Source organism: Candidatus Zixiibacteriota bacterium (genome assembly GCA_020853795.1).
Classification (GTDB): Bacteria; Zixibacteria; MSB-5A5; order CAIYYT01; family CAIYYT01; genus JADJGC01.
In genome coordinates this window covers 16,276-37,610 of sequence record JADYYF010000160.1, presented here as the reverse complement: position 1 = coordinate 37,610, position 21,335 = coordinate 16,276, and the positions used below count along the sequence as shown (strand labels likewise).

16 protein-coding genes and 1 tRNA gene are annotated in these 21,335 nt (G+C 58.3%); 8 read left to right on the top strand and 9 right to left on the bottom strand.

The features are described from left to right. Window positions 1-734 precede the first annotated feature (734 nt). The 8 genes from IT585_12575 to IT585_12540 all read left to right on the top strand — a co-directional run bounded on the left by IT585_12575 (window position 735) and on the right by IT585_12540 (window position 12,736). On the top strand, window positions 735-4,583 hold the full coding sequence (locus tag IT585_12575) for a hypothetical protein (GenBank protein MCC6964081.1): 3,849 nt from the start codon (window positions 735-737) through the stop codon (window positions 4,581-4,583). Next, window positions 4,583-6,274, top strand: a complete 1,692-nt coding sequence (locus tag IT585_12570; GenBank protein ID MCC6964080.1) for a hypothetical protein — start codon at window positions 4,583-4,585, stop codon at window positions 6,272-6,274. Before IT585_12575 ends, IT585_12570 begins: the two co-directional genes overlap by 1 nt. Window positions 6,275-6,292: 18 nt before the next feature. Continuing rightward, window positions 6,293-7,636 carry an NAD(P)-binding domain-containing protein gene (locus IT585_12565; GenBank protein ID MCC6964079.1) on the top strand — a complete coding sequence of 448 codons (1,344 nt, stop codon included), beginning with the start codon at window positions 6,293-6,295 and terminating at the stop codon, window positions 7,634-7,636. Between the two features lie 377 nt (window positions 7,637-8,013). After that, window positions 8,014-8,964 (top strand): MotA/TolQ/ExbB proton channel family protein, encoded by a 951-nt coding sequence (locus IT585_12560; GenBank protein ID MCC6964078.1) that lies wholly within the window; start codon window positions 8,014-8,016, stop codon window positions 8,962-8,964. Further along, window positions 8,951-9,439, top strand: a complete 489-nt coding sequence (locus tag IT585_12555; GenBank protein ID MCC6964077.1) for a hypothetical protein — start codon at window positions 8,951-8,953, stop codon at window positions 9,437-9,439. The genes IT585_12560 and IT585_12555 overlap by 14 nt, the downstream gene beginning before the upstream one ends. A 26-nt stretch (window positions 9,440-9,465) precedes the next feature. Further along, window positions 9,466-10,449, top strand: coding sequence for a hypothetical protein (locus IT585_12550; protein ID MCC6964076.1), 984 nt, complete (start codon window positions 9,466-9,468; stop codon window positions 10,447-10,449). Window positions 10,450-10,471: 22 nt separating this feature from the next. Continuing rightward, complete coding sequence (locus IT585_12545) at window positions 10,472-11,626, top strand: hypothetical protein (GenBank protein MCC6964075.1); 1,155 nt, start codon at window positions 10,472-10,474, stop codon at window positions 11,624-11,626. Between the two features lie 15 nt (window positions 11,627-11,641). Beyond that, the gene (locus IT585_12540) at window positions 11,642-12,736 is read left to right on the top strand and encodes a hypothetical protein (GenBank protein ID MCC6964074.1); all 1,095 of its coding nucleotides are present in this window, start codon (window positions 11,642-11,644) and stop codon (window positions 12,734-12,736) included. Between the two features lie 118 nt (window positions 12,737-12,854). Here IT585_12540 and IT585_12535 read toward each other — a convergent pair whose 3' ends face one another. The 9 genes from IT585_12535 to IT585_12495 form a co-directional block, all read right to left on the bottom strand. Further along, the gene (locus tag IT585_12535) at window positions 12,855-13,646 is read right to left on the bottom strand and encodes an ABC transporter permease subunit (GenBank protein MCC6964073.1); all 792 of its coding nucleotides are present in this window, start codon (window positions 13,644-13,646) and stop codon (window positions 12,855-12,857) included. Continuing rightward, complete coding sequence (locus tag IT585_12530) at window positions 13,643-14,380, bottom strand: ABC transporter ATP-binding protein (protein MCC6964072.1); 738 nt, start codon at window positions 14,378-14,380, stop codon at window positions 13,643-13,645. Before IT585_12530 ends, IT585_12535 begins: the two co-directional genes overlap by 4 nt. Continuing rightward, window positions 14,377-15,660 (bottom strand): nitrous oxide reductase family maturation protein NosD, encoded by a 1,284-nt coding sequence (gene nosD, locus IT585_12525; protein MCC6964071.1) that lies wholly within the window; start codon window positions 15,658-15,660, stop codon window positions 14,377-14,379. Before nosD ends, IT585_12530 begins: the two co-directional genes overlap by 4 nt. Beyond that, a complete protein-coding gene (locus IT585_12520; GenBank protein MCC6964070.1) occupies window positions 15,653-16,714 on the bottom strand; it encodes a nitrous oxide reductase accessory protein NosL in 1,062 nt (353 codons plus the stop codon). Before IT585_12520 ends, nosD begins: the two co-directional genes overlap by 8 nt. A gap of 60 nt (window positions 16,715-16,774) precedes the next feature. After that, window positions 16,775-18,706 carry a Sec-dependent nitrous-oxide reductase gene (gene nosZ / locus IT585_12515; GenBank protein ID MCC6964069.1) on the bottom strand — a complete coding sequence of 644 codons (1,932 nt, stop codon included), beginning with the start codon at window positions 18,704-18,706 and terminating at the stop codon, window positions 16,775-16,777. 75 nt (window positions 18,707-18,781) lie between these two features. Beyond that, window positions 18,782-19,276: a cytochrome c gene (locus tag IT585_12510; protein ID MCC6964068.1), complete on the bottom strand. Its 495-nt coding sequence runs from the start codon at window positions 19,274-19,276 to the stop codon at window positions 18,782-18,784. 146 nt (window positions 19,277-19,422) lie between these two features. Further along, window positions 19,423-19,854 carry an Rrf2 family transcriptional regulator gene (locus IT585_12505; protein MCC6964067.1) on the bottom strand — a complete coding sequence of 144 codons (432 nt, stop codon included), beginning with the start codon at window positions 19,852-19,854 and terminating at the stop codon, window positions 19,423-19,425. Between the two features lie 128 nt (window positions 19,855-19,982). Continuing rightward, a tRNA-Gln gene (locus IT585_12500) sits at window positions 19,983-20,053 on the bottom strand. Window positions 20,054-20,157: 104 nt separating this feature from the next. Then, window positions 20,158-21,327: an ABC transporter permease gene (locus tag IT585_12495; GenBank protein MCC6964066.1), complete on the bottom strand. Its 1,170-nt coding sequence runs from the start codon at window positions 21,325-21,327 to the stop codon at window positions 20,158-20,160. Window positions 21,328-21,335: the final 8 nt, after the last annotated feature.

The following is a 21,335-nucleotide window of genomic DNA, read 5'->3' as shown; positions in this document are numbered from 1 at the left end:
GGGCAATTCGCCGATAGACCTGCACAGGGCGCTTGCGAAGAGTGCCACAGCGTCGCAGGCTTCCGCCCGGCCAAGTTCACAATCGAACAGCATCAGCAATCGCAATATCCGCTCGCCGGAGCGCACTTGGCCGTGCCCTGCGACGGCTGTCATACTGCGAAGACCAGGCAAACCGCGAAGCCCGAATATCGCTTCGCGTTTGCATCAACCGCCTGCGAGGCATGCCACGGCGACCCGCACAAGGGCAGCCAGAAGCAGCTGTCCACTGCTAGCACCTGCGAGAGCTGTCACCGAGTCGAGAGCTGGGGGCAGGTCGCGTTTGATCACACGCAGACCAAGTTTCCTCTGGTCGGCAAGCATGCGACAACTCCCTGCCGCCAATGCCATTCCAGCGATCCAAAGAAATTCGATCCGGCCGCGATGAAGTTTGTGCTCGCTAACTTCGCTTGTGCCGACTGTCATCAGGATGCACACCGCGGGCAATTTGCAGCGGCAAGCGCCAAGCCGCCAACCGATTGTGCGCGCTGTCACTTTTCTACACACTGGTCGGACATTAATTTCGACCACAACCGCGACTCTGCATATAAACTGGAAGGCGCCCATCTTAAGGTTCCCTGTCGCGGCTGCCACAAAAGTGAATCTACAGATTCGACCCTGGTAGTCCGATATAAGCCATTAAGCACTGCGTGCAAGTCTTGTCACGACTCTGAACTACTGCAAAATCGGACGCAACCGTGAAGAAGTTGTCAATCTTCGTCATCGCGATCGTCGGAATGGGCCTGATGTTGGTATTGTCGCTGGGCGGCTCGCGCAACCCGCATGGCGACATCGATCTGGCCTGCGAGGCGTGCCATACGTCCACCTCCTGGACAGAGATGAGGTCGGACGGCAGCTTCGATCACGACGACACCGGGTTTCCATTGATCGGTGCCCACAGACAGACTGCCTGCATTTCCTGTCACAAGGATCTCAAATTCGCTGAAACCAAGGACCGCTGTGCCGATTGCCACAGCGACATTCATCGCGGCAAGTTGGGCGATCAATGTCAAAGTTGTCATACTTCCGAAAGCTGGGAGAATCGCCGCGAGCTTTTCGACCAGCACGCCGCACTTGGCTTCACCCTGACCGGCGTGCACGCGATCGCCGACTGCAATGCCTGTCACGTCAACCAACTACGCGATGATTTTGCCGGCACGCCGACCGAATGCGCCGGCTGTCACGACGACGATTTTCGCTCGACCGACAATCCCGACCATGAGTTGGCAGCCTTCCCGCTCGATTGCGAAACTTGCCACAGTCTCGCGGCGAACACCTGGCGCGGCGCCCGTTACGATCATCCGCCCGAGTTCCGGCTCGAGGGCGGCCATGCCGGCCTCGAATGCATTGCCTGTCATGCCACGCAGTTTGCCGGTACGGTCAACGAGTGCTTCGCTTGCCACGCCGGCGATTTCCAATCCGCACCTGATCCGGATCACGAGCAAGCCAGCTTCGACCACAATTGCACCGTCTGTCACAACAGCGTCGCCTGGTCGCCGGCGACATTCAACCACGACCTGACGGCATTCCCCCTGACGGGCGGCCATGCCGGTATTGAATGTGCCAAGTGTCATGGCAACGGCTACAGCAACACTTCCACCGACTGTTTCTCCTGCCATGGCGGCGATTTTGCCGAAGCCGACAATCCCGATCACGACGCCAACAACTTCGATCACAATTGCACCGGTTGCCACACGACGACCGCCTGGGAGCCCTCAACCTTTGACCACAACCAGACGGACTTTGCCCTAACGGGCGCGCATCGATCGCTCGATTGTGTCAGTTGCCACGCTGCCGGCTATGCCAACACTGCCGGTGACTGCTACTCCTGCCACAGCGACAATTTTGCCGGTGTCAGTGATCCGAATCACGCAGCAAACAACTTCAGCCACGATTGCACGCAGTGCCATACGACCAGCGGCTGGTCGCCGGTGAATTTTGATCATGCGAACACTGGGTTCTTGCTGACCGGCGGACACGCCGGACTCGAGTGCGCCAGCTGCCATGCCGGCGGCTACGCGAACACCTCCTCCGACTGCTATTCCTGTCATGCCCAGAGTTTTGCGGGCGTAACCGATCCCAATCACGTCACCAACGGCTTCCCGCACGAGTGCCAACAGTGCCATTCGACCGAATCGTGGACACCTGCCGAACCGCGCGGATTCGACCACGCCGTCACCGGATTCTTGCTGACCGGCGCCCACGCAACGCTGGCGTGCCTGAACTGCCATACAAGCGGCTACACCGACACTTCGCCGCTCTGTTATTCTTGTCACGCGGCTGACTTTGGCGCTGCGCTCGATCCCAATCACGCCCAGAACAATTTTGACCACGACTGCGGCACCTGTCACTCCACTGCGGCCTGGGAGCCGTCAACATTCGATCATAGCCAGACCGAATTTGCACTGACCGGCGCCCACGCGTCGCTGGCGTGCATTAGTTGTCATGCCACCGGCTATACCGGCACGCCGACGGACTGTTACTCATGTCATCAGGGGGACTTTGCCGCCGCAGTTGATCCCAGTCACGTCGACAACAATTTTGATCATGACTGCTCTTCCTGTCACACGACCGGCGCTTGGTCGCCAAGCAGCTTTGACCATGCGGCGACGGCATTCCCGCTGACGGGGGCGCATGCAAGCGTCAATTGCATTTCTTGTCATGCGATCGGATATGTGTCAACCCCGAATGACTGCTTCTCATGTCATCAAACGGATTTCAACACCGTCACCGAGCCGAATCACGCATTGCAGAATTTCGATCACGACTGCCTGCGCTGTCACACGACAACGGCTTGGACCCCGTCCAGCTTCGACCATGGTACAACCGAGTTCCCCTTAACCGGAGCGCACACGAGCCTGCAGTGCATTGCCTGTCATTCCAGCGGTTACGTCAACACGGCGACCGCGTGCATTGCTTGTCACCAGCAGGCCTACGATTCCGAGGTGAATCCGCGCCATGCGCAGGCGGGATTCGACACTGAATGCCAGACCTGCCATACGACAACGACCTGGAACCCCGCCAATTGGGATCACGCGAGCACCGGCTATTCGTTGACCGGCGCGCATGTCCCGCTGGATTGCCAGTCCTGCCATACCTTGACATATTCCGGAACTGCGACGACCTGCATTGGCTGTCACCAAACGGATTTTGCCTCAGCAAACGATCCGGATCATGACACCAATAACTTCGATCAAAATTGCCTGCAGTGCCACAATACTACTGCCTGGTCGCCGTCAACCTTTAATCATGCGACAACCGGCTTCTTGCTGACCGGCGGTCATGCGGGACTGGCATGTATAACGTGCCATGCTACCGGATATTCCAGTACCAGCAGCGATTGCTACTCGTGTCACAGCGGCGATTTCAGTTCCACGACTAACCCGAATCACGCGCAGAACAACTTCGACCACAATTGCGTGAATTGTCACAATACGACGGCCTGGCAGCCGTCGACGTTTAATCACGCGACGACGGCTTTTCCGTTGACCGGCGCACACACATCACTGCAGTGTATCGCCTGCCATGCGAGCGGCTACGTCAGCACACCAACAGCTTGTTACGATTGCCACAGCGGCGATTTCAATTCGACGACGGACCCGAATCACGCGCAGAACAACTTCGACCACAATTGCGTGAATTGTCACAACACGACGGCCTGGCAGCCGTCGACGTTTAATCACGCGACGACGGGATTTCCGTTGACCGGCGCACACACATCACTGCAGTGTATTGCCTGCCATGCCAGCGGCTACGTCACTACGCCGTCGGCGTGTTACGACTGCCACTCCGGTGATTTCAGTTCCGTCACCGATCCGAGTCACTTGCAGAACAACTTCAGCCATGTTTGCACCGAGTGTCATACGACCACGGCCTGGTCGCCGGCTTCGTTCGACCACAGCACCACGACATTCCCGTTGACTGGGGCGCACACATCCTTGCAGTGTATCGCCTGCCATGCCAGCGGCTACGTCAGCACACCGTCTGGGTGTTACGACTGCCACTCCGGTGATTTCAATTCCGTCACCGATCCGAATCACGTGCAGAACAATTTCAGCCATGTCTGCACCGAGTGTCATACGACCACGGCCTGGTCACCGGCTTCATTCGACCACAGCACCACGGCGTTTCCGCTGACTGGTGCCCACGCGTTGTTGCAGTGTATCGCCTGTCACTCCGGCGGTTATGTGGGTACGCCGACCAACTGTTATAGCTGCCATCAGACTGCTTATAACAGCACCACGAATCCGAACCACGCCGCGGCGCTGTTCCCGACTGAGTGTCAAGCGTGCCATACAACCACGGCCTGGACTCCTGCCAACTGGAACCATGACTCTCAGTACTTCCCGATCTATTCGGGAAAGCATAAAGACAAGTGGGACGTGTGCAGCGATTGCCATGTGAATACCGCCAACTATGCCGTCTTCGAGTGCATCTTCTGCCACGAGCACAACCAGACCGATATGAACAACAAACATCACGAAGTCTCGGGGTATCAGTACAACAGCAACGCTTGTCTCAACTGCCACCCGGACGGAAACAACTGATGCACCCGGCGTCGCTGTTCTTCCGAAATCCAGCCCGGCGGCTTGCGAAATTCTCCGCGCGCCTGGTGGCTGCCGTGGTGCTGGTGCTGGGATTCGGGCTGTCGCTGGCAGCCCAGACAAGTGCCCCACCCGATCCGTCCCTGCGCGACTTCGTTGTGAAGTATCTTTCCGCGGAGAATGTCTACCTCGACGGCGGCCGAGCGGACGGACTGCGCAAGGGTGATCGCCTGATGATTACCCGCGGCGACAGCGTAATCGCCGTGTTGGAAATCCGATACGTCAGCAACAGCTCTGCTTCCTGCGCCATCGTCGAGCGCCTCGGTCAGATCTATGCGAATGACCTGGCGCTGCTATCCGAGCGCGCTCCGCAAAGCGAAAACTCGTCTGACTCTTCCGGCGCGGCAGTCGACACGCTCCACGCTCCGGCGGTCGTTCAGTCGACCGGGGCCGGGGCGGACAAGAAGCCACCGGCAAGATCGCGGGCAGCGGGAACCGCATCGGTTCAGTTCTACTCCTGGTCCGACCAGTCCCCCAATAATCTCGACTTCGCGCAGGCGACGATGAGGCTGAATCTACAAGTGCGCCAACTGGGCGGCAAAGCGTTGCAGTTGACGATGCGCACGCGTGGCGAGTACGACAACCGCACTCGCGCCTATGCCGGGTCGGCGCCCGCCGAGGACTGGAGCAATCGCATCCACGAACTTTCGCTCACTTACGGTACCGAGGATGCTGCCCTGGTCCTCCAGATGGGACGAATCTTGCCGCGCCGTCTTTCCGGAGCGGGTTATATCGACGGCGCCCTCCTGGAACGCCGCTTGTCTGCATCGGTGCGTCTCGGGATCCTCGGCGGGATGCGTCCGCGTTGGCAGTATCAGGCCCAAGCTGCCAGCTTGCAGAAGTATGGCGGCTATGTGACGGTTGCCCACGGCAACCGCCAGACGGGGTACTTCGAGCAGACCCTTGCGCTTTCCGGCGAGTATCATTCCGGCACTACCAGCCGCGAGCTGCTTTACTTGCAGGGATTGGCGATGTTCAGTTCACGCTGGACGCTATCGCATATCGCCGAAGTCGACGTCAATCGCGGCTGGCGCCGCAGCAAGGACAACAGCTCCTTGGTGCTCTCCAATTTTTACGCCACCGTGCGTTACCGGGCCAGCCGCAGCGTTGCGCTCGGGATCAGCTACGACAATCGCCGCAACTACTGGTCGTATGAAAATCGAACCGTTGCCGACAGTCTGTTCGACGATCAACTGCGCAGCGGTGTGCGGGGCCAGCTCAATCTGCGACTGCCCGCGGGGATCTCGCTGTATCTAAACTCAGGGTATCGCAAGCGCTCCGATGAAGCCACGGCCACGACCTCCTATTCGATGTCGCTCACGAAAACCGGCTTTGCAATCAGGACGATCAGCCTGAATCTAATCTACTCCGGCTTCGATGGCCCGGTCAATGACGGTCAAAGCTATGGCGCTCGACTGAGCCAGAACTTCCGCAGCGGCAGCACCTTCGATCTCGGCTACTCCGAATATCGCTATCGCTTCGGCGATGATCGTTCCCGCCGCAATCGCGCCTGGGAAATCGCTCTCTACGCCGGTATTGTTCGCCATCTGTTCCTGAGCGGATCCGGTCGCCTGGAGCGCGGCGACGACACCGACGGTCTTGGTCTGCGCACGGAACTCGGATATCGATTTTAGCGGGAGCTGCAACCGTCAATGGAAACTGTCATCATTTGGTCGACCGTGATCCTTCTCGGAGCGGCAGTATTCTATATCTACTATCGCCAATTCCGCCGCACTCTCGCTCAATCGGAGCAGCGCAAAGTGGAAGCTCGCGCGCTTGGCATTGATCGTCCCAAGGCGCAGTACCCGATGATCAACGCCGCCTTGTGCATTGGCTGCGGCTCGTGCGCAGCCGCCTGTCCCGAGGGCGATGTTATCGGCGTCGTCTGGGGCACCGCAACAATCATCAACGGCGAGCGCTGCGTCGGCCACGGCTATTGCGAACTGGCCTGCCCGGTCGGCGCGCTTAAGGTCGGACTCGGCGACGTACGCTCACGACCCGATATCCCGATCCTCAACGAGAACAACGAGACAACCGTCCCGGGCATCTTCATTGCCGGCGAATTGGGTGGTATCTCGCTGATTCGCAACGCCATTGCGCAGGGCCAGAAGGTCGTTTCGGAAATCGCGCGGCGCATCGGCACCAGTCGTCATGATCGCCTTCTCGATGTGCTGATCGTCGGCGCCGGTCCGGCCGGGCTCTCCGCCGCATTGACTGCGATCGAACACCGTCTGAATTATCTCGTGATCGACGAAAAGGAGGTCGGCGGCACCATCCTGCATTATCCCCGCCGCAAGCTCGTTATGACCCAGCCCATCGACATTCCCCTTTACGGTCGGCTCGACAAGGACGAATACACGAAGGAGTATCTGATGGGCATGTGGCAGGAGATTGTGCAGAAATACGGAGTGCAAGTTCACTCGGGTGAGCGGCTGCAATCGATCGCGCTCCAGCCCGACGCCGCCTTTGAGGTTGCCACCAATCACGACCGGTATCACGCGCGCAATGTCGTGTTGGCGCTTGGCCGCCGCGGCACGCCGCGCAAGCTCGAAGTCCCCGGCGAAGAACTGCCCAAGGTCATGTATCAACTGATCGACGCGCAGTCCTACCACGGACTTGACCTACTGGTGGTCGGCGGCGGTGACAGCGCCATCGAAGCGGCGGTCGGCCTGGCACAGCAATCCGGCAATCGCGTGAGCATTTCCTACCGCAAGAACGGCTTCTTCCGGGTCAAGAAAAAGAACGAAGACCGCGTCAATGCCTTAATCCGCGAAGGCCGCATTAAGCCGATCTTCGAGTCGCAGGTGACGGAAGTCGCAGCGACCGCGGTGTCGCTGAAGACCCCCTCCGGTATGGTGCAGATCGTCAACGACTACATCTTCGTGTTCATCGGCGGTGTGCCGCCATTTGAGATGCTCCAGCAAATCGGCATCCGTTTCGGCGGGGAACAGCAAGCTGCAATTGCCGATCCGGTTATCGAACACCGTCCGCGTTAGTTTCCCCGCGAACTTCTGTCCGTGACCCCCGTTGGTGTGATAGAAAATGGACGTGCGTGGTCGCGCGAAGGGGGTTCCCCCCCAGTTGTGCACGATTTGAACAGTTCAGCGCTTTACCGCCGAATCGTGTTCAACTATTCCTAAAGAAACACCACCCCACAGGCGATAAATAGAACAGTAAGAGCGCGTCTACCGGGGGCGTTATCATTTATTCGGCGCGTGTAAGTCACTGGATAACATCGTTGAAATCGTTCCGATCCAGTCGTCAGACATTGCGATGAGCCGGGGCGTGGCTATCCTTCACCGGCGCATCGCCTGAAGACTTGACGGTACTTGCCGGATCGGGCGTGAACCGAGAGCGAACAGCGGAGGAGTTGATGGCAGACTCGAAACAAGATCAAGAATATTCCGATCCGGTCTACAAGCGCGGCAATTATCTGGTGTCGGCGCTGGCGACCGTTGTGGTCCTGCTGATTGCCGGTCTGGTCATCTGGCGCATACACGCGAACGCCGTCACCAAGATTCAGACGTCGTTGCAACAACAGGCACAGCAGGGCGTCGCTGACGAACAGCGCCAGGAGTTCGCCTTGTCGGTCACCACTGATCCGGTCGGATTCGACCTGGCCAACTTCATGCAAGCCAATTACCCGACGATCGTGCTGCTGACCTACTTTGCTCTGGCTGCGCTCGGTTTGGCCGCCGTCGTACGCTTCGTCATTTTCATGATCTCGTCCGCGCGCCGGAAGCAGTACTATCCCGACGATGCCGAGCTGGAGCATTTCCTGCATCAGAAGTTCCAAACTTGGGACGACTTCTATCACTATACGTTGAAGCAGAACCACCGCCAAACTCGATTCTGGCGCATCCTGAAGGACTCGGTGATGGTGACCAATGCTTCCGGGCGCTACGACCATCTCTACCTGCACTTCCGCAATCGCATCGATCGCATCACTGAAAGCATGGACGAGATGAGCATGTACGACAGCATTGCGACGGCCTCGCCGGCCGCCGGTTTCTTCGGCACGCTCATCGGCTTCTTGTACATTTTCAGCCAGGGCCAGAGCGCGGCGAATCTGTCGCACTCGCTGGAATTCGCGGTCGGTTTGAAGGTTGCGATCATCACGAGCTTGTGGGGTCTGCTGAACCTCGGCACCGCGATTGCGGCCGCCTATTTCTCACGCCGGGTGATTGACCAAATTCACCATCAGATGGTAGTGCGTGCCGTCGCGGTCTGCGAAATCGTCGAATCGCTGCAAATTCCGCAGCAAATCCACGAGACTGAGGCCGTGCTGGCGCACAGCAAGGAGCACGCCGGTGTCCGCTCGTAGAAATAAGCGCAACATGGCGCCGTTCATCGTGAGCGCCTCCGACCTGGCGTTCATCATGCTCTTCTTCTTCATCATCGTCGGCAACGGTTCAACCCAGGTGGAACGCATCGAAGTGCCGTTCAAACAGGCCTCGGCGCAGGCGGCCGAATCGCAGACCCCGTTTCGCATCGAGGTGTACGATCAAGACCGGCAGGTTGACTCCAGCCGGATGGCGCTGATCTACAATTTGGCCGATCCGCCGGAAACGCTGTTTGTCTCGGTCGACAACCGCCTGCTGCAGGAAAGCGGCGGTTATACGTTCGTGCACGACCAGATCACCCGATTCCTGGGCGAACGCGCCATCGGCGCCGATTCCGCCAGCGTGGACGTCTTCAGCGGGGCGCATTCTTACTATGGGCTGGTGGCGCTGGCCGTCGCCAGTTGCCAGAGTCTGCAGTATCCGTGCAACCTGGTCTACCGGGCTGAAGTCGAGTAATCGCCGCGTTGATCTGAGGAGAACTGATGCAAGCTTACTTCGATCGCGACGACGCCGAACTCGAGCACGAATGTATCGTCGCCCGGGCGTTGGGCCATGCCGGTGCCGACCCCGAGGGACGCTTTGCCGCGTTCGGCCGCCGCGGGTTCGTCAACTTGATGGCCGTGCTCGTCGGCCTTGGACTGTTTTCGTTACTCTTGGTTACGTATCTCGGGTCGGTCGAGCTGGCGCAGACGCTGCCGACTGATGAGCTCAATCCGGCCGAGACCAAGTTTATCTTCGAGATCCCCGAGCCGGAAGTGCCCAAGCCGCAGGTAAAGCCAAAGCCAAAGCCGGAGCCGAAACCGGAAGAGCCGCGACCGGTCGAGCGCCTGCGCTCCGTTCCGGACAGCCGGGTTCAGGATATTCGTCCGCAAGAAAAGCTGAAGAATCGCGCCGAGAAAAACGACCTGCAACGTGAGGCCCAGAAGGAAACGGCAATAGCCCGTTCTGCGCCGGCGGTAAGAACTCCGGTCATGCCGGCAATGGAAAACGTCGAGCAGCGCAACTACGGGTCGGAAACAGCGCGCCGTTCCAGCGTCGGTGAACTCACCGAGCGCACGGAAGAGGTGGTGCGGACTGCGGGCAACAGCGAGCAGCGCACGCTGGCGGAGGGCGGTCTCTCGCGCGTCAAGCTTGATCCCTATCATTATCAAATGGTCAATGTCTGTCTGCGCCTGTGCGTGCGCACCATGTTTACCCACGCGGGGATCGACGACCAGGAAAAACGCAATTCCAGCGACTGGCTGCGCATCAATCGCGGCGGCAGTGAGAATTTTGAATTTCGCTACAGCGGCCGCTGGGTGCGTTTCCCGGTCAACGCCGGTGCGCTGGGCAATATCTCCAATCTCGATTTCGTCTCGATGCCGGGCCAGTGGGCCGGGAGCGACGACGCCGAGTCGCTTTTGGAGGACGTCACTCGCAAGCTGTGTGCCTTGCTTGGTTACGACGACTGTCTCAAGAAATTGTAGCTCTTAATACGAGGTGAGATTTATGCAGAAACATCGGCACGCGGCGACCCTGGTTCTGGTCGCGCTGTTCGTGTTGCTGTCGACGGCTTTGGCCGCCGGCGCGACGCCGCAAAAGGAAAAGGGGTATCTCGACTACCTCGATTCCTATTACCAGAGCGGCAACCCCAACGACCTGACCCTGGCGCGCAACGCCATCAAGATCGAACTGGATGCCTCCGACGCTTTGCGTTTCCAAAGCTACTATTATAACGCCGAGATCCAGTTCCTCCTGGCCCTGGAAGAACTCAAGCAGGATCCGCAGAACGCGGATATGCAGGAGAAGCTGCGCGGTCTGCTGCTGCAGCTCTATACCCGCTATCTTGATGCTTACTACAAGCTCGAGCCGGGACAACTGCAGACTTCAAGCCTGCCGGGAAATACCGCCTTCCTGCTCAAGGATATCTTGATGGCGGCGACTTTCTGCCCCAGCTCCAATTCCTTCGCACCGATCGTCAAGAATATCCTGCGCCGCGCCAATCGCGAGAATCTCTACGACCGCGAGAACAGCTACGTTGCGAGCGTCAATGACATGCTCGAGCCGGAATATCCGAATCTCTTCGGCGTGGCGAATTTAACCAAGGCGGTGTGGGTCAACGACCAGTTTATCGGGATGAAGCAGGAAAATGCCGTCAAGGACTCGCTGCGGCGGATGGTCAGCTATTATGCCGCTATCGCCAGCGATACGCTGAAATCGACTTACGGACAGACCATTGCCTACTTCCTGCTGGCCGAGACTAATGCGAGCCACGAAAACGACATGGCGTGGAACTACTTCCGCCGCTGCCTTGACTTGATGAAGACCCTGCAGAATCCACCGGAGGGATTCTACGCCCGCAACTACAACAGCGAAATCTACGTGGCGACGGCGGTTGCATTCCTGCCCACCTATGCCGAGTACCTCTACAACGCCGGGCGCTATCCTGAGATTCTGACCAGCGCCAAGTATCTGGTCGACCTCGGTTCGCTCGATCGGGGCAAGATCGAAAGTGTTTCCAAGGAAGCGGTATTCTGGGGTGAGAAGTCGATTCGGGCCCTGCAAGATGCCGCCCGCTTTACCAGCGCCGACGAGCTCTTCCAACAACTCAAGGGCTTCCAGGCGCTGATCGAACCCGCAAGTCAATTAGGCACGTCCGAATAGCCAGGAGGAATCGCAATGACTGCCATCATATATCGCCTGCGCACTCTGCTGATCGTTGCCGGCCTGCTGGCCGCCATGACTGCCGTGAGCGCGGCCACGACGCTGGAGATGACCGATCTCAACGACGACATGCAGGAGATCCTTGAAGCGTCGAAGACGCTTACCGGCGACGCCGATCGCCTTTTCCTTTCCGACATGGCGGTGCAGAATATCGAACGTCAATGGACGATCTGGTTCTACGAGCCGGTCAAGAGCGAGTTGCTCGACCAGTTGCTGGGCTCTTCCTACGCCCGCTTCATCGTGCTGCATTATGGCCTGAACAGCCCCTCCTGGGTCTGGTGGGGACGCACCGAGCTGGAGACGCTGTTGCCATCGTACCGCGCCTATATCGACACGGCCAGCGACATGTCCTATCGCGAGCAATTGCAGTTCATCGAGAAAGAGTGGATGTACAAGTTCGCGACCTGCAACGCCTTCAACGAACTGGTGCCGCAGAAGAAGCTGCTCGACAACCCGGTCGAATTACGCCTGCGCCAGGGCTTTCTCAGCGATGAAGAGAAGTACGTTGTCCACACCGCCGAGCGTTATCTCAACCGCCGGCTCAAAGAACCGCGCGAGTTCTTCTATTTCTATCTCCCGCCCGGTGAATATCAAATCTTTGACAAGAAGAGCTATCTCTTCCCGAAGGAATTCACCGCCGGCGCCGATTCGTCGCAGTTTATCTACTTCACGACCAACTACAGCTTCAACTTCGTGCCGGTCGCGACGATTTACTCGGAGTCGGGAATTCGCTACGACACGCTCTCGGCTTCCGAGTTCGAGCTGATTCGTCTGGATGAGGGTCGGGTCTTCGACTTCAACAACGTCGAATACGGCCGCTACAGCTTCAGTGTCAAGCCACCGTACAAGCTGGTGGATCGATACGCCAACAAGCTGATCATTCCCAAGGAGGAGTTCGGCGCCAACTACCTTGAGCGCGACAGTGAGCTGTTCAACAAGGCCGCCTTTGATCAGATCATTCTTGACAGCAGCAAGGATTTCGTCTACAACAAGATTGAGTTAGTCGAGTCTCCGGCGGCCGCGCCGCAGCGAAAAGACAAGAAGAACTGACGCAGCTCAGGCGCTTAAGCCACGTTCGAAACACAATGGGTCCTTGCCGCAGTCATCGGCAAGGACCCGTTTTTGTTCCAGTCGGAAGTAAACTGGAACGATCGGAGGCAAATCGGAATCAGAAGTCTTTTCTCTGAAAGCGCCGCAGGCTCAGCAGGAACGGAAGCGTACTCCACAGCAACAGCGAGGCGATGCTCACCGCCGTCCCCCAGCCGGCACCGAAGAAATCGCGAAACAGCGCACCGGAATGTCCCATCAGCGCGGCAAAATCGGTGCGCAGGATCAAGGCGATACGCCCGAGATCGATCGGATTCAGCAGCGTCAGAGCCAGCAGCAGACGCTCGATCGGATACTCGGAGAACTGATACACGATCAGCAACAGGATGCCGTCGAACACCACGGCTAAGGTCAGCCAACTCAACATCGCGATTCCGATACCCTTGCCGCGGTCGTCGAAGTAGACGGCAGTCAGGAACGCCAGGCCGACGAAACTCAGGATAAGCAGAGCGCCAACAGCCAGCAGCATCCCTAAAGTCAGAGCGGTCTCACCGAAAAGCAAACCGTGGAAGACAAATGGAATCGTCGTCCCGATCCAGTAACACAGGGCCAACGACGCCGTCAGTCCCATGAACATCCCGGAGAGCACAACGCCGCGTCGCACGGGTTGAGTCAGCAGCAATTCGACGAATTCGCGCGAATTGTAGAAATAGATCGTGCCGAAGATCACCGAGATCAACGGTAACAGCAGGATCGAGAGATTGATGAGATTGAGCAGGCTCTTGGCAACTTGTCCGCTGATCTGGAGCATCCCCTCGGTGGCAGCCAGGAAGAACAGCAGGAAGACAACACCCCAGCGACTGCGCAGGACATCGCGCGCCGATAACAAGGCGATTGTACGAACCAGCTTCATAACGCGAGCCTTTCCACTGAATTGCCGCCGGGGATTCCCTGCATCAAGCGTGCAATTGCATTGTCAAGCCGCTCCTCGCCCGTCAGCTTACGCAGGGAGGTCAGCGAACCGGCAAACCGCAGCGATCCGTCACAGAGGAAGGCGATATCGTCTGCCAGCGCCTCGACCTCGCTGAAGAAGTGCGAGGTGATGATAACGGTCCGGCCGTCGACGCCGTTGCGCCGCAGTTGTTCGCGCAGGACTTCGCGTGCCAGCGGGTCGAGTCCGGCCGTAGGTTCGTCAAAAATCTGAATCGCCGGCTGAAACATCGTGGCCAGCACTGCACTCAGTTTCTGGCGCGTACCGCCGGACAGCCACGAGACCTTTTTATTCTTTTCCTTATCCAGTCCAAAGCTCGCGAAGAGGTCAGAAGACGCGTCGACCGGTGCTCGCCGGATGCGACGCACCAGGTCCAACACTTCCCCGACTCGCAGATTGTCCGGAAACCGCGCGATCTGCGGCATATATCCGATTTGACGGCGGTATTCGGCGTCGCCGTTGACCCTGACGCCGTTGATGGTGATTGTCCCGGAAGTCGGCGTGACCAGGCCCAACAGGCACTTGATGAGCGTCGTCTTGCCCGAGCCGTTCGGACCGATCACGGCGGTGATACGGCCATCGGGAATGGTCAGGGTCACGTCCCGCAGTGCTGTCGTCGCGCCGAAGCGTTTGCCCACTCCCGCAATATCAATCATAGAATCATCCTCATGTGCGGCTCGGCATCGATGAACGTCTCCGGCGTCAGCGACGGCAGGACGCGTTCGGCAAGATCGAGCACGTCGGTCAGCAGACTGCGCAAGAGGATCAGACTCCCCGGCATCCGCTCCACCAGCAGCGAATAGAGACTCACCGGCCGAAACGGGATATCGCCGATGCCGTCGCGGTCAAGATCGTAACCTTCGTAGTTGCTCCAGTAGTTCCCGGCAAAAGTGCTGTACGAGCGGCGGCCGTTGGTGGCAACCTGAAAGGCGTTGGCGATGAAATTGTTGCCCGTGAAGTTGTTGTCCACACAATTGGCCATGATCTTCAACGCCCAGCCGTTTTCGCGAAATTCATTTTTCTCGACCACGATCCGCGTCGAGCCTTCGTTGAAAATGCCGACGGTATTGCGCAGGAAGCGGTTGCCGGCAATGCGACTGTCGGCGATGTCCTTCAGCAGAAGTCCGTAGGAAGCCGCTCCCCAATTGTCGGCGAATTCGTTGTTAAGCATTGAAACCCCTTTTGTGTACATGACCGCAACTCCGGCTCCGTTTTCACGGAAAGTGTTCCCCGTATACGTGCAACTGTCCGAATACATGAAGTGCAGCCCATAGCGCCGGTTGAGCCGGCTCTGATTTCCCTGAATTTCTGAATGCCGGACAAACTCCAGATAGATGCCGTCCCGATGGCCGACAATCGTATTTCCGTAGATGGCGATGTCCCGGCTTTTCCACAGATGGATACCGTTGCCCGAATGCGATTCGCGCTCCTGGCTGGCCTGCAAGACGTTGTTGCTGATCCGGCACTGGCGCGAGTCGGCCAGATAGATGCCGAAGAAATTGTCGTCGAAGCGACAACTGTCGATGATGCCGCCAATGACCTGTTCGAATCGCAGCGCTGCGTTGTCTTTGACAAAGCTGACCCCGGCGTTGACAAAATGGAGTCCGCGGACAACCACGCTGTCGCTCTTCACGGTCATAATGGCATGGCGCAGTTCGCCGTCCAGGATGGCTTCGCCGTGGCCAAGTACTGTCAACTTGCGATCCACGAGCAAGTCGTGCTCGCGGTATAATCCGGTTGTGATCACAACCGTGTCGCCGGCCGCGGCGCTGCCAAGTGCGGCAGAAATCGTGGCATGCTCATAGCCCGCACCGACGACAATGGTCTTCGCGTACAGGCAAGCTGAATTGACCAGCAGTGCCAGACCGGCAGCAACCACCCGCATCTCGAAGCAACGCCAGTTGCGGCGCCGGAAACGATTGTCACTCTTACTCAATCGACCACTCCTGGCGAATCAGCGACTCCAGGTCGGTCCAGTCAAGTCGGCGGCCATGTGCTTCACTGGACGCGGCATCCGCCGCCTCGGTACTGGTAAATGCCGCCAGTCCTGCCCCCATCGGGCTGCGAATCTCCCCGGAGTGAACGAGATGAACCTTGTCCTGCGAATACAGCGTGCCCGGCGCGTCAACGGCCGACACCCAGTTCGTCCATCCGTTTTGATCCTGTGTCTGATTCTTCAGACGATAGGCGACGAGGCATTCGATCGAGTCGAAATTCAGTTGCCGGCCTTTCGCGGTCATCAACGCCGAGCCGTAGCCAGGTTCGACGATGGTCATCTTGCAGTAGGCACATTCGTCGCTGCCGTAGTTGATCGGCCGCGGCTGAGAGCCGGTGCATCCAAGCAGAGTCAGGGTCAGCAATGTGGCTGCCGCAATCGGGGCCAGCACCGGCTTGCTTTGCCGACGGTCCGAGTTTACCCGTTGCCGCCAGAGCCGCCACGTCACCGCCGCCCAGATCAGGAATGATACCATCGCCACGACACCGCCGGAACCCGGCAGCGAAATCGCCGTGAAGTTGAGCAACTTCTTCGAGCCGATCAGCGGCGGCTGATAACTCATCCCGGGAACCTTGATGATCGCTTTGGCTTGATCCAGATTATGCCCATAATCGTACCCCCAGATGTAATAGTCCACCAGACCCGCGATCGCAACGACGGCAAAGACCGCCAGCCAGATCCACAGATATCTCGGTCGCGCCACCAGTGCCAGCGCGATGCCGAGGATCATCACTCCACGCATCACCCACGGCATGATCTGCAGTTCTTTGATCGAGTCAGGTTGAATCGTCTTCATCCCGATATAGTGGTTCAGGTTGTTGATCTTGTTGAGGTCACCCTCGTTGATCCCGGTCATTTTATTGATCCAGATCTGGATACCCAGCCCCTCCGGGTACTGCGGCGCCTTCAGTTGAATCTGCCACAGCGGCAGAAAGTAGGTTGCCGACAACATCAGGGCAGCCACCAACAGGATCGCGCGGGAAGTCTTGCTCATCTGACCTCTGGTTTGGCCGGCCGCGGCAACCAGCGTTGCCACGGTCGGCCGCCTTTCACGTTACACTCCGGTCCCGAATTTCAGCGGGACATTGCTGCCCTTCGGCGATACTCGAATCCACCCCTCCATCTCCTGATGTAGAGCAGAGCAGAAATCGGTGCAGTAGAAGGGGAAAACGCCGACCCGCTTCGGCTCCCAGATGATCGTGCGAGTCTCGCCCGGCATGACCAGCAGTTCGGTCGTCTGCGCGCCGATCATGGCGAATCCGTGCGGCACATCCCAATCCTGTTCGAGGTTGGTGACGTGAAAGTAGACTTTGTCGCCGACCTGTATCCCCTCGATGTTATCCGGCACGAAGTGGGTACGAATCGTGGTCAGGTAGACGTGCACATCCGTACCGTTGCGTTCGACGCGGGCCTCGCTTTCGGACTTGGCGGCATACGGGTGCGTGTTCTCTTGCATCGAGAAGTACTTGACCGAATTCTTCGTGATGAGATCCGCCGGAATCGCTTGGGCGTAGTGCGGCTCGCCGACCGTCGGGAAGTCGAGCAACATCTGCATCTTCTCGCCGGTGATGTCGATCAGCTGCGCCGACTGCGTGATCTCCGGGCCGGTGGGGAGGTAGCGATCCTTCGTGATTTTGTTGAGAGCAATGACATACTTGCCCCAAGGTCGGCGGCTGTCGCCGCCGGGGATCAGCAGGTGCCCGATCGAATAATAAACCGGCATCCGATCAACCACTTCCCAGCTGCCCAGCTTCCACTTGACGATTTCCGACGACACAAACATCGACGTGTAGGCGTAGCCCTTGCCGTCAAACTCCGTATGCAGCGGACCGAGCCCCGGATTCTGCACTTCGCCGGCCAGCACCGCGTCGTATTTCAGGATCGGGATGCCGTCAAGTTCACCGTCGAAGTCTTTCGCCTCGATCGCCTTCAGCATTTTCGAAAACGAATGCACCGGGATCACCGTCGCCAGCTTGCCGCCGGCAACAATATACTCACCCGACGGATCGATATCGCAACCGTGCGGCGATTTCGGCGTCGGGATAAAATACACCAGTCCCGGATGGTCCTGCGGCCGGAGGACTTTGGTGCCGTTGAGCTTTTCCGAGCGTGCAATCCGATCGGCACCGAGGTAGTTGTGGCAGTATTCTCCCGCCATCTCCTCGCCGGCGCCGGAAGCAATCAGTTCCTCCGCCATCTTCCAGTTGACCGCGGCAATGTAGTCCTTGTCGTTCTGGGAGGCGTTAACTTCAAGCAGCGTATTCGCCTGCTCCGAGTTGTAACTGGTGAAGAACGACCAGCCGTGCGACGGCCCTTTGCCGGCATGCGCCAGGTCGTAGTTCAGACCCGGCATCAGGATCTGGAACGCGATGGCCATGTGTCCGCTCTGCGGGTCAACTTTGATGAACGAAAATGACCCGCGGAAATTCTCTTTGTAGGATGCGATCGGCACATCCTTCTGCGGGATCGGCAGGCTGAAGCGCACCGCTGCGACTACATACTCCGTGTTTTCCGTCAGGAACGGCGAGGCGTGATTGCCGGCGCTGTTCGGAATTTCCAGGATTTCGTCGGTTTCAAACGTAGCCAGGTTCAGCCGGGCAATTCGCGGCGTGTTGTTGCCGTTGATGAAGAGCCAGCGGCCGTCCGCGACCCCGTTGGTCTGCGACAGCTTCGGGTGATGTGCATCGTCCCACGGAACGAAACCGTGCGTGGTTTCGAGCATCGCTTTCGTCTCTTCGGAATAGCCGTACGCGTTCTCCGGATTCTGCGAAAAAACCGGGATCACGCGTAGCAAGCGCCCCGAGGGCAGCCCGTAGACGCTCACCTGCCCGGAGAATCCGCCCGACATAAATGCGTAAAATTCGTCGTAGCTGCCGGGAGCGATATAGACCTTCTGTGCTGCCGGCGATGCTGTGGCGTTTTCCTCTTGCAGCGAACAACCGTTGAGCAGTGCGGTGGCCGCAATGGCCATAACCAACAACCACATTCCGCGCCGTCTTGCTGCTCTCATCGTTTCAACTCCTTCTTTCATGGTTTCTCCCGTGCGACCAGCTTGCGCCGGTTATTTTGCCGCCTGCGGTGCTTTGTCAGCTTCACTGCGCAGGAAGTCCAACAGCGCGCGCGCGTCATCCATTGTGATGCCCTGAATCGTCATGTACTGCATGTACTGCGCAACCATCTGCTTACCGTCCGGGTGCAGCTTGCCCATTTGATCGGGATTTAGAATTTGATTCAAAACGTACTCCGGTGAGCGGCGCTTGGTGATTTCGCGCAACGCCGGCCCGGTCTTCTTGCCGTCTAACTGGTGGCAAGTTGCACACTTCTGGGTAAACAGCTCTTCGCCGCGAGCCGCCCGGCTGGCATTAACCGGCCCCACCTCCAGCTTTTCCTTGATCGGTCCGATGCCGTTTTGGAGTTCGAAGCTGGTGAAGTTACCCGCCGTCCACCGGGCCAGGCGCTCGGCGTCGGTCTCCGGCTTACCGGCGCAACCGACGACATAGGCCGTTATGCCAATTGCCGCCAGTACCAGAGCAATTACCGCAATTCGTTGAAACATCTGTTTAATCCTTTCTGACCACCGCGCGTCGCGGAGGACACAACGGTCGGCCTGATTATCCGCCAAATGTGGTTCTCATGTACAAGATATCGGAGTCTGTTGTCTGCAATGGTGCACCAAAACATCGTTTCGGCCGCCTCTCCGGCTTAGTTGCGGAGTTTTTCCGCGATGACGTTCCGCGACAGTCCGGCCAGGTTGGAGCGTTCAAAAAACCGCCGCAGCTCTTCCCGCTTGCGGGCCCATTGCTCGTGCAGCGGACATGGTGTGTTCTCACCGCAACCGGGCAGGCCGAGCACACAGCTCGAAAACATGTCCGTGCCGTCAATGGCGCTGATGATGTCCAGCAGAGAGATCTCCGCCGCCGGTCGCGCCAGTCCGACGCCGCCGTTCGGTCCCCGGAACGATTCCATGATCTTGGCTTCGGTCAGATATTGGAGAATCTTGGTGAGGAAGTGAAAGGACAAATCGAGTTCCTCGGCCAGTTCACGGATCGGCACAAAGTGCTTGTCCTGCCGGTAGCTCTTGACCGAAACCAGCAACGCCGCTCGAATCGCATAAACACAGCTCTTGGATAACATCAACATCTCCAATACAAGATATCGGACTCTGTAATCTGTAAATATAGTCCGATTTGCCTTTTGTCAAGCAAATCTTTGCATTTTTGCGAAAAAATTCACATGGGGGGATGCGGCGACGGGTTCTAAAGCTGGGACACAGGGATTCGAACCCCGAATAACTGATCCAGAGTCAGCTGTGATACCATTTCACCATGTCCCAGGCGAACTTGTCTGCAGAATATATCGGCAGCCCCTCGGCCTGTCAACAGCTTTAATGTCGCCAGGCCGCTCGGTGTTCTCCCTCCCGATTTCGGCGTCGCCCGACTAAGTTGTGCGCAGCGAGTCAACGATCTTGAGTCGCGAAGCGCGGACCGCCGGCAGGAAACCGCCGATAAAGCCCATCGCGAGCGCAAAAATCAGGGCCGCGATCGCCGTCGGGAGATTGAGGCTGAAATTGAAGGCCAACTCCGTAAACGTGTTGAAATTGACCGTCGACACCTGCACGAATTTCAGGAAACTGGCCGCCGCCAACCCGAGCACGCCGCCGATCAGACTGATCAGTACTGCCTCAAACAAGAATGTGAACAGGATGCTCAGGCGGCTGAAGCCCAGCGCGCGCAGCGTGCCGATCTCTTTGGTGCGATTCGCCACGGCGGCGTACATCGTAATCATCGCGCCAACAACAGCGCCGAAGGAGAAGATCACGCAGATCAAGATTCCCACCAGCGTGATGAACTCGGTCGTCGCCTTGGATTGCGCTTTGTAGTACTCCTTCTCCGCCTTGGCCTCCAAGGGCAACCGCGGATCACCCTCGATCCGCGACTGCACCGCCGCCAATTGCGACGGATCGTTCAGCTTCATCGTGATTGAGGAGACGTAGTCGCCGCGCCGGAACACATCCTGCATTTGCGCGATATCCCCCCAGATTTCGGAGTCGAACGCCGTGCCGGCGGCGTCGAACACGCCGACGACGGTCCAATCGCGCGCGTTGAAGCGCACCGTCTCGCCGACCTCGCAGCCACGGAAGCGACGCGCCACCGACTTGCCGGCGATGATTTCCGCCGTACCCGGCCGGAACATCCGGCCTTCAATGATCTTCACGTCGGGCCGCAGCGTCAGAGACTTCTCGGTGACACCGCGTACCGCGATGTTGGAAGTTCCCTCCTCGCTGCGTTTCGCCAGGCTGATGATCGCGTACATCTCGCGCGTGCACTCAGCCTTGCCTTCGCTGTCCTGCTTGATTTCGGGGAAGGTTGACACGATGTCGGCCTGCTCGCCCGAAACGATCGAGGTGACCTCGGTCTGCGAGGCCTTGCGGATCACGACAATATTGTCGTCAGCCCCGGTTGTCACTAACGTCTCAAGCAGCCCGTGCGCGAGCATCAAAACGGCGGTGAACACAAACACCACCAGCGTCACACCCAGGACCGTCAATGCCGAGGTGATCTTATGATTGACTAGATTTCTTATCGTATAACTCGGAGGAATCATCATTGCACCTC